Below are 11,815 nucleotides of genomic sequence, written 5' to 3'. Positions count from 1 at the left end.
GCGCGCACCCGTCGATGTGCCGCAGAACGCCTTCCACACCGTCGACGTGTTCGCCACGGCGAAGTACGCCGGGAACCAACTGGCTGTCTTCGAGGACGCGGACGCGCTCAGTTCCGACCAGATGGCCGCGCTCGCCAACGAGACGAACTACTCGGAGACGACGTTCATCGAGGGCGGGTCGCCCGACGACGGCTACGACGTTCGCATCTTCACGCCGGACGGCGAGATTCCGTTCGCCGGACACCCGACGCTCGGGACGGCCGCCGTCCTCCGCGAGCACTTCGGCGCGGGCGACGAGGTGACGCTGAACCTCGGCGTCGGTCCGATTTCGGTCGAGGTCCGGTCCGACGGAAGCGACAGCGAGCAGTACTGGATGACGCAGAACGCGCCGGCGTTCGGCGAAGAACTCGACCCCGAGACGCTCGCGGAGGTGCTGTCGCTCGACGCGACCGACTTCAACTCGGACTGGCCGATACAGGTCGTCTCGACCGGTCTCCCGGCGGTGATGGTGCCGCTCCGCGACCGCGACGCGCTCGCCCGGAGCGAGGTGTTTACCCCCGCGTACCGGTCGTTCTTCGACGACGTGGGCGTCGAGAACCTCTTTCTGTTCTGCCCGGACCCCCGCGACGACGCGAACGACTTCGCGGCGCGGATGTACGCGCCCGGCCACGGCGTCGCCGAGGACCCCGCGACCGGGAGCGCAAACGGCTGTTTCGCCGGCTACCTCGCCCGCCATCGCTACTTCGGCGACGACGAAATCGAGGTCGCGGTCGAGCAGGGCTACGAGATGGGTCGGCCGTCGCACCTCCACCTCGAAGCCGAGGACCGGGGCGACGAGGTGGCGGTCCGCGTCGGCGGGCGCGTCGAGTTCGTCTCGGAGGGGAGACTCGTCTGACCGGCCGCTGAACGGGCCGTCGTGCCAAAAAACGAGGGCGGGTCAGTCGCGGTGGGCGTCGCAGACCGGGTTCTCGCCGTCGTCGAGGAGGACGACGGGGACTCCGAGGACGACCCACTCGCGGACGTAGCGCCGGCGCGTCGTCGCGGGCGACCCGCACTCGACGCAGGCGGCGTCGGCCGACTCGACGGCCGACTCGATGATTCTCGTCCGCGGACCGACCGCCGTCCGCGAGTACGCCGGCCGTTTGGACAGGAGCGCCACGAGCGCCGCGGCGACCGCGAGCCCGACGACCGGTAGGACGAACCGACCGACGCCGGAGCGCGCGAGGACGCCGACGATGACGAGTAACACGACCGCGGCGGCCAGTTCACGGAGGAGACGCATCGACGGCGTCAGTTGCTCGTCTCGTTTTCGGAGCCGGACGAGGACGACGACCCCGACGAACTGGACGACGCCGAGCGAGCGTCCGACGACGAGCCGGTGGACGACGAGGACGAATCCGACGACGAACCGTCGTTATCGAGCGACCGGACGAACTGCGGGTAGCCGCCGTCGCCGACCGGGATGTAGACGGTGTCCGTCTCGTCGAGTTTCTCGATGTACTTCTGGGCCAGCACCTCGTCGGACAGCGACTCGGCGATGATGCGGTTGGCGTCGGCCTGCCCCTGCGCCTCGATGCGCTTGCGCTCGGCTTCGAGTTCCTCGACGGCGAGTTCGTCCTGCTTCTGCTGGCGGCGCTGTTCGGTGATTTCCTTCTGTTCGACTGCCTGGGCGTACTCGGCGGGGAGTTCGACGTTGCGGACCTGCACCGCTTCGAGGATGAGACCGTCGTCGGCGAACTCCTCGGCGAGTTCCTTCTCGGCGGCGGCCTTCAGCTGGGTCTGCCCCTCGCCGGTGTAGATGACGGTGACGGGCAGTCGACCGGCCTCGGTCCGGAGCACGGACCGAATCGACGGGCGAATCAGGCGCTCCTCGGCGGTGGCGAGCGTCCGGTAGTTACGGTAGAACTCGACCGCCTGCCCGGCGTCGATGCGGTAGCGGACGGTCACGTCGATGTCCGTTCGAAGTCCGTCTTCGGTCAGGACGGTGATGGCGTCGTCGCCGCGCCTGTCGCCTTCGCTCGTCGACGACGACATCGTGTACGACTGCGGTCGCACCGACAGCGACGAGGTCGACTGCGAGACGGGGTTGACGAAGTGCGCGCCGGGTTCGAAGACGGTGCCGGTGGTCGCGCCCCACTTCTTGACGACCTTGACGTTCCCCTCTTCGACGGGTTCCCACGCGAGGAGCCCGGCGATGGGGGCGGCGATAAGGAGGAGGGCGACGACACCGATGAGGGCGATGCGCGTCAGCGACCGGGAGGTCACCGACGGCGGGTCGGGGATATCAGAACTCATCACTCTACTTTCAAATAGCCGAGACTTGTTTGTTTCGTGTAAGTCGGGGGTTCTCTGGACTCGACGGACGGGCGTCGCGCAAACGCGACACCCGACCGAGTCGAGACCGGTCACCGGCGTGGAGTATATATCCGGCGCGGCCCTAGTCGCCGTCGTGAACGACCGGACGAGTGCGCTCGACTCGGTCGTCTTCGGCGTCGACATCCAGAGCGGCGATATCCGCGGCGACTCGCCGTCGTACGCGCTGGTCGTGTTGGACACCCGAGACACCGAGTCAGACGAGGTCCGAATCGAACGAGACGTGGTCTCCTTCCGCAAGTTACGCCGACTCATCGAGCGCGACGAACCGCGCGTCGTCGCCACGGACAACATGTACGAGTTGGCGACCGACAAGGACGATTTGGTCCGCTTCCTGCGGTGGCTTCCCCACGGGACGCAGTTGGTGCAAGTGACCGGCGCAGAACGCCCGGAACCCCTGTCTCGGGTCGCCTCGCGCCACGGCGTCCCCTACGGCAAAGACCCGATGAAGGAGGCCGAGGCCGCGGCGCGCCTCGCCCTCGGCAACGTCGGCTACGAGGTCGCCGCCTTCGAGAACACGACGACCGTGAAGGTCTCTCGCGGGCGCTCGACCGGCAAGGGCGGGTGGAGTCAGGACCGCTACACGCGCCGCATCCACGGGTCGGTCAAACAGCAGGCCCGCGAGGTCGAGTCCGCGCTGAAGGAGGCCAACCTCGACTACGAGCGGGACGTGACCGAGAAGTACGGCGGCTACTCGCAGGCGCTTTTCACCGTCGAGGCGCGGCCCGAGGACATCCCCGTGTCCACCCACCGCTCGGGCGACACCCGCGTCGAAATCGAGCGCGAGCGCCGCGACGGCATCGAGTTCGAACCGCTCGTGAAGCGCCGCGACCGCGTCATCGTCGGCATCGACCCCGGCACGACCACCGCCGTCGCCGTCGTCGGCTTCGACGGGCGCGTCCTCGACGTGCACTCGACGCGCACCGCCGACACCGCCGCGGTCATCGAGTGGCTCATCGAGCGCGGGCGACCGAGTCTCGTCGCCGCCGACGTCCAGCCGATGCCCGAGACGGTCGAGAAGTTCCGACGGAGCTTCGACGCCGCCGGCTGGGCCCCCGCGAGCGACATCCCGGTGGACGAGAAGCTCCACCGGACCCGCGAGGTCGACTACGACAACGACCACGAGCGCGACGCCCTCGCGGCGGCGCTATTCGCCTTCGACGACCACGAAGACCAGTTCGAGCGCATCTCCCGGAAGGTGCCCGCCGACGTGGACCGAGAGGAGGTCATCGCCCGCGTCCTCGCCAGCGAGGAGTCGGTCGAGGCCGTCCTCCGCGAGATGGACGACGACGGGGGCGAATCCGGCGGCGACGACGCCGACGAGGAGGCCCACGAGGAACCCGAACTCACGCCCGAAGAACGCGAGATTCGGGAGTTGCGGTCGCGGGTCGAGCGCCTCGAATCGCACGTCGAGGACCTGAAGTCGACCATCGAGGAGAAAGACGAGACCATCGAGGAGTACAAGGAGGAACTCTCCGACGCCCGCCGCGAGGAGCGCCGCGAGGCCCGCGAGCGCCGGGAGGTCACCCGGCTCGAACGCGAGAACGGCCGGTTAGAGCGGAAGGTCGAGTCGCTCGAATCCGAGAAGGCGGAGCTCGCCGACAAGCTCGACCAACTGAAGTCGCTGTGGAAGCTCGACCACTCGAACTTCGCGGACGTGAACGCGAACGGGAATTTGGTGCCCGTCAAAATCGTCGAGCAGTTCACCAACGGCGCGCTCGACCACACCGTCGAGGAGTACGGCATCGCCGCGGGCGACGTGGTCTACCTCCGCGACGCCAGCGGCGCGGGGCGGACGACCGCCGAGCGACTCGCCGAGTTCGACCCGCGGGTCGTCCTCCGGTCGGGCAACCTCTCGGAGGTCGCAGACGAGGTGCTGTTCGACGCCGATATTCCGGTCGCACCCGCCGACGGCGTGACGATACGGGAGATAGACGAACTCGCCGTGGCGAAGGAGTCCGAGGTCGAATCCGCCATCGCCGATTGGGAGTCGCGGGCGGAAGAACGACAGAAAGAACAGCAAAAAGAGATGGTCGACCAGATAATCTCCGAACACCGCGCCGAGAACCGGCGCGGATAGCGTCGAGTCGGACTTTCAGTCTGTCGTGTCGCCGACGACGACGACGGCGACGACAAAGTACAGCGCCGCCCCGACGAGCGGGACCAGGAAGGCGAGCACGGCCCAGAACGTCGCGTTTCGCCCCTTGAGCGTCGCGTCTTTGTGGACCCGGTACGGCAGGTAGACGTGAACGGCGAGGAAGTAGACGGCGAAGCCGAGGATGTACGGGAGGAGGTCGCCGCCGCGGACCGACGCCCACATGGCCGCGAGCAGGCCGAAGACGACGAGGATGAGCGCGGCGAAGATGATGGCGGGCGCACGCGTCGTGGTTCCTGAGTCGGACATCACCCGGAGTTGGGACCGGTGGGTGTTGTCCGTTTCGCCCGCGAGCGGCTTCCAGAAGTCATATCCCACGTCCCCGACTCCGAACAGATATGGACGCATACGACCTGATCACTCGGAACGCCTCCGAAGTGGTCACGGAGGACGAAGTGCGCGCGCTGGCCGACGACCCCGAGGGCAAGCGAGCGTACGTGGGCTACGAGCCCTCCGGCGTCCTCCACATCGGTCACATGCTCACCGCCAACAAGCTCATCGACCTCCAGGCGGCGGGCTTCGAGGTAGTCGTGCTCCTCGCGGACGTACACGCCTACCTCAACGGCAAGGGCACCTTCGAGGAGATTCGGCAGACGGCCGAGCGGATGAAAGAACAGTTCATCGCCTACGGTCTCGACGAGAGCCAGACGGAGTTCGTCCTCGGCTCGGAGTACCAGCTCGACGAGAGCTACGTCCTCGACCTGCACGCGCTCGAACTGGAGACGACGCTCTCGCGCGCCGAGCGCGCCATGGCCGAAATCAAAAGCGGCGAGGGCGTCACCGTCGCGCAGGCGGTCTACCCCATCATGCAGGCGCTCGACATCGTCTACCTCGACGTGGACCTCGCCATCGGCGGGATGGAACAGCGCAAGGTCCACATGCTCGCCCGCGACATGCTCCCGAGCATCGGCGAGGAGTCGCCGACCTGCATGCACACGCCGCTCATCGCGGACCTCGGGACGGGCATCGGCAAGATGTCCTCCTCGGCCGGCGTCACCATCTCGATGGAGGACACCACCGAGGACATCGAAGACAAGGTCAACGGCGCGTTCTGCCCGCCGACGGCCGACCCCGACCCGACCGACGAGGGCGAGGAACGCGAGAACCCCGTCCTCCAGATTTTCGAGTACCACGTCTTCCCGCGCTTCGAGCGCGTCGTCGTCGAGCGCCCCGAGCAGTACGGCGGGAACCTCGACTACGACGACTACGAGTCGCTGGCGGCCGACCTCGAATCCGGCGAACTCCACCCGGCCGACGCGAAGGGCGCGCTCGCCGACTACCTCGACGAACTCATCGAACCGGGTCGCGCGAAGATAGCGGAGTGAGCCAACGCGGGAATCGGCGGCCCGTCAGGCCATCCCGAACATCTTCATGACGCCCTCGGCGAGGCCGCTGGCGACGAGGCCGAGGCCGGCGACGACGAACGCGAGCCCCGCCGCGACGACGGGAGCCTGATAGGCGACGATACCGATACCCAAGAGCAGCGAGACGACGCCGGCGATGCCTTTCGTACCGAGTTTGTCGAGCATATCACGACGGCGTTTCGGGACCGCCCTAAACGCGTCGTTCCGTTGGACGCTTCCTACCGGCCGAACGTCGGCGGATTTAACCATGCCCACGTCGAACGCTCGCGCATGAGCGACGACGAGAACGAGAGCCGCCGAGACCTTCGAATGCCGAACGACGACGAAGTGTTCGCCGTCGTGACGAACATGCTCGGGGCCAATCGTATTCGCGTCCGCTGTGCCGACGGCGTCGAGCGGACCGCTCGCATTCCCGGACGGATGCAGAAGCGTATCTGGATTCGAGAGGACGACGTGGTGCTCGTCGAGCCGTGGGACTGGCAGGACGAGAAGGCCGACGTGAGCTGGCGCTACGAGAAGTCCGAGGCCGACCAGCTCCGCCGCGAAGGCCACATCCAGTAACGCGCCCGAGACAGCGCCTGATTGTCCCCCGAACGACGCCGAACCCGGAGCCTGTGCCCTTTTCATCTCGCCTCTCGTAGCCCTAGTCCAATGACTGACGAGTTCGGCATGGTCGAACCCCAGGAGGGCGAGGCGTTCGGCGACGAGTGGGAGGAGATAGACGTCTCCGACGACGAGGCGGACCGCATCGCGCGCCGCAAGGACCGCGACTTCGACGAGTTCCGGATGCGGTTGAAGGACGCCGACCAGTTCAAAGTCGAGCAGTCGGTGTTCGACGACGCGACCTTCGCCGCCATCTACAAACTCGTCCAAGACGGGCATATCGACGCGTTCGGCGGCCCGATTTCGACGGGCAAGGAGGCCAACGTCTTCGAGGCGCTCGGCGGCGACGACACCGACGTGGCGGTCAAGATATACCGCATCAACGCCTCCGACTTCCGGCACATGCGCGACTACCTCGAAGGCGACCCGCGCTTCGAGAACATCGGCCACGACAAGGGGCAGGTCGTCCGCGCGTGGGTCAGAAAGGAGTTCGCCAACCTCCAACGTGCCCAGCGCGCCGGCGTTCGCGTGCCGAAGCCCATCGCGGTCCAGCGGAACGTCCTCGTGATGGAACTCGTCGGCGTCGTCGACGACCGGGCGCGACGGCTCTCGGAAGTGCGCGTCGAGAACCCACAGACCGCCTACGAGGTCGTCCGCGAGTACATGCGCCGACTCCACCGCGCCGGCCTCGTCCACGGCGACCTCTCGGAGTACAACCTCATCATCCACGACGGCGAACTCGTCGTCATCGACCTCGGACAGGCCGTCACGGTCCACCACCCCAACGCCGAGGAGTTCCTCCGGCGGGACTGCCGCAACGTGGCCAACTTCTTCCGGCGGCAGGGGGCCGACGCCGACGGCGACTCGCTGTACGAGTTCGTCACGGCCGACGAGGACGACGAAGACGAGTAGCGACACAGACCCGCCGCGAGACGGGTGTGAGACCGAGACACGCGGCGACCCGCCGAGCGAACGCTTAAACCACTCCGACGGGTATCGGGTGATATGCAGCACGTCAAGGTGCCGCAGGACCGTATCGGTGTTCTCATCGGCGAAGGTGGCTCGACGCTCCGAGAGATAGAGAGTCGCGCGGAAGTCCGACTCGACGTGGACTCGGAGAACGGCAGCGTCGCCATCGACAGCGTCGGCGACCCCGTGCTCGGCATGGTCGCCCCCGACGTGGTCCGAGCGGTCGGCCGCGGCTTCGCCCCGGAGGACGCGATGGCGCTCCTCGACGACGACATGATGATGTTCGAACTCATCGATATCGACCGGCACACCCGAAACAAAAACGACATGCGGCGGCAGAAGGGCCGCCTCATCGGCGAGAACGGCCGCACCCGCGAACTCATGGAGGAGCTGACGGGTGCCGACGTGGTCATCTACGGCTCGACGCTCGGCATCATCGGCCAGTCCGAGGAGGTCGAGGCCGTCCGCCGGGCGGTCGAGATGATTCTCGACGGCGCGCCCCACGGCGCGGTGTACTCCTTCCTCGAACGGAAGCACAACGAACTGACCCAGGGCTTCAACGTCCGGCAGAACAACTGAGACGCCACCGCCGACGAGTCCACCGCCGACACGGCACTCGCCCGCATCGTCTTTTCATCGCACCGGCTTCGAGACTGGCGAGGCGACCCGCCGGAAACCGGGGATAAACCCGCAAAATCGACCGCCCTCGACGGGACACGACCACCCCACCGTGTTGCGTTTTGACATACCAATAAGCGAAGCTTTTTTATAGAATCACAAACAATCAGGCGATGACTATGAGCCAGCGAATGCAGCAGGGTCAGCCCATGATCATTCTGGGCGAAGACTCGCAGCGCACATCCGGACAGGATGCGCAGTCGATGAACATCACGGCCGGGAAGGCCGTCGCAGAGGCCGTACGCACGACGCTCGGCCCCAAGGGGATGGACAAGATGCTCGTCGACTCCGGCGGGCAGGTCGTCGTCACGAACGACGGCGTCACCATCCTCAAGGAGATGGACATCGACCACCCCGCGGCCAACATGATCGTCGAAGTCTCCGAGACCCAGGAGGACGAGGTCGGAGACGGCACGACGACGGCCGTCATCATCGCCGGCGAACTCCTCGACCAGGCCGAGGAGCTCCTCGAATCGGACGTCCACGCGACGACCGTCGCGCAGGGCTACCGCCAGGCCGCCGAGAAGGCCAAGGAAGTCCTCGAAGACAACGCCATCGAGGTCACGGAGGACGACCGCGAGACCCTCCAGAAGATCGCCGCGACGGCGATGACCGGCAAGGGCGCGGAGTCCGCGAAGGACCTGCTCGCCGAGCTCGTCGTCGACGCCGTGCTGGCCGTCAAGGACGAAGGCGGCATCGACACGGACAACGTCTCCATCGAGAAGGTCGTCGGCGGCACCATCGACAACTCCGAACTCGTCGAGGGCGTCATCGTCGACAAAGAGCGCGTCGACGAGAACATGCCCTACGCCGTCGAGGACGCGAACATCGCCATCCTCGACGACGCGCTGGAAGTCCGCGAGACCGAAATCGACGCGGAAGTCAACGTCACGGACCCCGACCAGCTTCAGCAGTTCCTCGACCAGGAAGAAAAGCAGCTGAAAGAGATGGTCGACAAGCTCGTCGAGGTCGGCGCCGACGCCGTCTTCGTCGGTGACGGTATCGACGACATGGCCCAGCACTACCTCGCCAAGGAGGGCATCCTCGCGGTTCGCCGCGCCAAGTCCTCCGACCTCAAGCGCCTCGCCCGCGCGACGGGCGGCCGCGTCGTCAGCAGCCTCGACGACATCGAGGCCGACGACCTCGGCTTCGCCGGCTCCGTCGGACAGAAGGACGTCGGCGGCGACGAGCGCATCTTCGTCGAGGACGTCGAGGACGCGAAGTCCGTCACGCTCATCCTCCGCGGCGGCACCGAGCACGTCGTCGACGAGCTCGAACGCGCCATCGAGGACTCCCTCGGCGTCGTCCGCACGACGCTCGAAGACGGGAAGGTCCTCCCCGGCGGCGGCGCTCCCGAGACGGAGCTCTCCCTGCAGCTTCGCGAGTTCGCCGACTCCGTCGGCGGCCGCGAGCAGCTCGCCGTCGAGGCGTTCGCCGAGGCGCTGGACATCGTCCCGCGCACCCTCGCCGAGAACGCCGGTCTCGACCCCATCGACTCCCTCGTCGACCTGCGCTCGCGCCACGACGGCGGCGAGTTCGCAGCCGGCCTCGACGCCTACACGGGCGAGGTCATCGACATGGAAGAAGAGGGCGTCGTGGAGCCCCTCCGCGTCAAGACCCAGGCTATCGAGTCCGCGACCGAAGCCGCTGTCATGATTCTCCGCATCGACGACGTCATCGCGGCTGGCGACCTCTCCGGTGGCCAGACCGGCGGCGACGACGACGAAGGCGGCGCGCCCGGCGGCATGGGCGGCGGCATGGGTGGCATGGGCGGCATGGGCGGCCTGGGCGGCGCAATGTGAGCGCCCCAGTAGGCCACCATACACCCACACCCTGACTTCGCATCGACTCGAATCGCTCGGCCGAATTCACGACGTTTTTTGCGGCTTCACGCCCGTTAGCATCCGCTTTCTCTACCCGCGCGCCGATTGGGACGTCGTTAATCAAGCGCCCGCGACGTGCCGTCGTCTGCCGCCCGAGACGGTGGGCGTATCGACAACCGAGTCGCCGCATAAGTTGACAAAACGCTATAAAATGTTCTGAGGAGTTCGTGAAACGCGGGTGACCAGCTCTATACTTATCTCCCGAGACAGCCAACTTCGCATCGTATGTCCCCACCCGAGACCCCGGCGTCCGACGCCGACTCGGACGCGACCACGCCCGCGACTCGACCGCCGTTTCTGGCCGTCGTCGCGCCCCGTCTCTCCGAGGCGGCGGGCTGTGTATAAGAGACAGGTCGCAGAGGCCGCCGTCCGCGACGCCGACCGCGTCCACGTCGCCGACGGGGGCGTCGTGGTCGAGTCCGGCGCGCCGAGCGACCTTCTGGCCGTCCCCGGCGTCTACGCTCGACGCTGCGGTTCCGAACTCGGTGCGAACTTCGCCGACCCGGGAAACGACGTCGCAGACGAATGAGTCGGTCGCCCGGTGCGCGACGCTTCGGGTCCGACCGTCCCCAAGGTTCACCACGGTCCCCGCGGTAGCCGTGGGTATGGGAGACGACGCGTGTTACCGCGAGTTCTGTCCGGACTGCGACGCGCCGGTGACTATCGTCGACGAGGAGTGTCCCGACTGCGGCCGGGAACTGGCGCTCGTCTGAGGACCGACCTCACTCGGACACCCGCGTGTCGATGTGGTGGACCGCGTGGGGCGAGAGATACCGGCCACCCGGAACCTCGACCCAGCCGTTGGCGAGCACGCGGACCGGTCCCTCGTGCAGCACGGACTCCATCTCGGCGTCGCCGTAGACGACGGCGTCGTCTATCGTCTGTTCGAACCGCCCGCTAAACGGGGAATCGGACGCGAAGACCACATAAGAGACAGCTGAGCGACACGTAATGAGAATAGTGGAAGGTCGCGGTGTTCACGACGACTCGGAGGCGTCTGCATCGGCGCGGCGAGCGAGGAAATCGACCAGCACCGTGACGAGGAGCAGAGCCGCGACGAGTTGGAGGCCGTGGGCGACGTCCACTCCGAGCACCCCCGCGAGTCCGAACTGCTCGACGATGTAGAGCGTCGCGGCGACGAGTCCCAGACTCCCGAACAGGACTCTCGCAAACCGACCGTCGAGACTCGTCACGAAATTGTAGGCGGCGACGCCGAAGACGACCGCCGCGGCGACGATGCCGAGAACGTCCATAGGAAGTGTATCGTACCTCCCGACCAAGAAAATGTTGTCTTTCTAACTTGGCTGGCCAACAACTACCCGGGAGCAGGCTCCGATAGTCGTCGAGAACAGAGACAGTTTAGGGCTGGAGAAGGCGAGACCGCCGACGCTGTCGCTCGGCGGACAGTCACAGCAACAGAGCGCGACGGAGCAGACATCAAAAGAGCGCGACGACCAACGAAAAGAGCGCGACGGGATTGAGCAAACGCGAAGCGTTTGCGATGTCCGTCGCGCGAGCGAGGAGCCGAAGGCGACGAGCGAGCGCGACGGGATTCGAACCCGCGACCATCGGATTAGAAGTCCGACGCTCTGTCCGACTGAGCTACGCGCCCTCGATGCCCACAAACCGGCCCTGCAAGAAAAACGAATCGGGTTCTACCCGTCGAACCGGTACATCAAAAGAGCGCGACGACCAACGAAAAGAGCGCGACGGGATTCGAACCCGCGACCATCGGATTAGAAGTCCGACGCTCTGTCCGACTGAGCTACGCGCCCTCGATGCCCACAAAC

At 66.6% G+C, this 11,815-nt stretch carries 14 protein-coding genes and 2 tRNA genes; 8 read left to right on the top strand and 8 right to left on the bottom strand.

Features of this window, described 5'->3' with window-relative positions; genetic code table 11:
- The first annotated feature begins 16 nt into the window (after positions 1-16).
- Positions 17-895, top strand: a complete 879-nt coding sequence (locus tag BN996_RS03830; protein ID WP_089777228.1) for a PhzF family phenazine biosynthesis protein — start codon at positions 17-19, stop codon at positions 893-895.
- A gap of 42 nt (positions 896-937) precedes the next feature.
- Here the strand turns inward: BN996_RS03830 and BN996_RS03825 are convergent, their stop codons facing one another.
- Both BN996_RS03825 and BN996_RS03820 read right to left on the bottom strand, forming a co-directional pair.
- Positions 938-1,282, bottom strand: a complete 345-nt coding sequence (locus tag BN996_RS03825) for a DUF8108 domain-containing protein (protein WP_089777227.1) — start codon at positions 1,280-1,282, stop codon at positions 938-940.
- Positions 1,283-1,290: 8 nt separating this feature from the next.
- Positions 1,291-2,295, bottom strand: coding sequence for a prohibitin family protein (locus BN996_RS03820; protein ID WP_089777226.1), 1,005 nt, complete (start codon positions 2,293-2,295; stop codon positions 1,291-1,293).
- A 154-nt stretch (positions 2,296-2,449) separates the two neighbouring features.
- Between BN996_RS03820 and BN996_RS03815 the strand changes: the two genes are divergently transcribed.
- Positions 2,450-4,453 carry a DUF460 domain-containing protein gene (locus BN996_RS03815; RefSeq protein ID WP_089777225.1) on the top strand — a complete coding sequence of 668 codons (2,004 nt, stop codon included), beginning with the start codon at positions 2,450-2,452 and terminating at the stop codon, positions 4,451-4,453.
- Positions 4,454-4,468: 15 nt separating this feature from the next.
- Here BN996_RS03815 and BN996_RS03810 read toward each other — a convergent pair whose 3' ends face one another.
- The gene (locus BN996_RS03810) at positions 4,469-4,846 is read right to left on the bottom strand and encodes an ATPase (RefSeq protein ID WP_089777224.1); all 378 of its coding nucleotides are present in this window, start codon (positions 4,844-4,846) and stop codon (positions 4,469-4,471) included.
- Between the two features lie 20 nt (positions 4,847-4,866).
- Between BN996_RS03810 and BN996_RS03805 the strand changes: the two genes are divergently transcribed.
- The gene (locus BN996_RS03805; protein WP_089777223.1) at positions 4,867-5,853 is read left to right on the top strand and encodes a tyrosine--tRNA ligase; all 987 of its coding nucleotides are present in this window, start codon (positions 4,867-4,869) and stop codon (positions 5,851-5,853) included.
- Between the two features lie 24 nt (positions 5,854-5,877).
- On the opposite strand, the gene BN996_RS03800 is transcribed toward BN996_RS03805, so the two are convergent.
- Positions 5,878-6,057, bottom strand: coding sequence for a DUF7470 family protein (locus BN996_RS03800; RefSeq protein ID WP_004973908.1), 180 nt, complete (start codon positions 6,055-6,057; stop codon positions 5,878-5,880).
- Between the two features lie 105 nt (positions 6,058-6,162).
- On the opposite strand from BN996_RS03800, the gene eif1A reads away from it, so the two are divergent.
- The 5 genes from eif1A (at position 6,163) to BN996_RS20465 (ending at position 10,554) form a co-directional block, all read left to right on the top strand.
- Entirely contained in the window at positions 6,163-6,453 is a 291-nt protein-coding gene (eif1A, locus tag BN996_RS03795) for a translation initiation factor eIF-1A (protein WP_004045248.1), read from the top strand.
- 90 nt (positions 6,454-6,543) lie between these two features.
- Positions 6,544-7,407 carry a serine/threonine-protein kinase Rio1 gene (gene rio1 / locus BN996_RS03790; RefSeq protein WP_089777222.1) on the top strand — a complete coding sequence of 288 codons (864 nt, stop codon included), beginning with the start codon at positions 6,544-6,546 and terminating at the stop codon, positions 7,405-7,407.
- Between the two features lie 93 nt (positions 7,408-7,500).
- Complete coding sequence (locus BN996_RS03785; RefSeq protein ID WP_089777221.1) at positions 7,501-8,043, top strand: KH domain-containing protein; 543 nt, start codon at positions 7,501-7,503, stop codon at positions 8,041-8,043.
- 248 nt (positions 8,044-8,291) lie between these two features.
- On the top strand, positions 8,292-9,944 hold the full coding sequence (gene thsA / locus BN996_RS03780) for a thermosome subunit alpha (RefSeq protein WP_089777311.1): 1,653 nt from the start codon (positions 8,292-8,294) through the stop codon (positions 9,942-9,944).
- Between the two features lie 418 nt (positions 9,945-10,362).
- Positions 10,363-10,554, top strand: coding sequence for a hypothetical protein (locus tag BN996_RS20465; protein WP_226908687.1), 192 nt, complete (start codon positions 10,363-10,365; stop codon positions 10,552-10,554).
- A gap of 193 nt (positions 10,555-10,747) precedes the next feature.
- Here BN996_RS20465 and BN996_RS03770 read toward each other — a convergent pair whose 3' ends face one another.
- The 4 genes from BN996_RS03770 to BN996_RS03755 form a co-directional block, all read right to left on the bottom strand.
- Positions 10,748-10,951 carry a hypothetical protein gene (locus tag BN996_RS03770; protein ID WP_089777220.1) on the bottom strand — a complete coding sequence of 68 codons (204 nt, stop codon included), beginning with the start codon at positions 10,949-10,951 and terminating at the stop codon, positions 10,748-10,750.
- A 51-nt stretch (positions 10,952-11,002) separates the two neighbouring features.
- Positions 11,003-11,278: a hypothetical protein gene (locus BN996_RS03765; RefSeq protein WP_089777219.1), complete on the bottom strand. Its 276-nt coding sequence runs from the start codon at positions 11,276-11,278 to the stop codon at positions 11,003-11,005.
- A gap of 285 nt (positions 11,279-11,563) precedes the next feature.
- Positions 11,564-11,637: transfer RNA gene (locus BN996_RS03760), tRNA-Arg, on the bottom strand.
- 89 nt (positions 11,638-11,726) lie between these two features.
- Positions 11,727-11,800, bottom strand: a tRNA-Arg gene (locus BN996_RS03755).
- Positions 11,801-11,815: the final 15 nt, after the last annotated feature.

This window comes from Haloferax massiliensis (assembly GCF_001368915.1).
GTDB lineage: Archaea > Halobacteriota > Halobacteria > Halobacteriales > Haloferacaceae > Haloferax > Haloferax massiliensis.
This window is presented reverse-complemented; position numbering and strand designations above follow the sequence as displayed.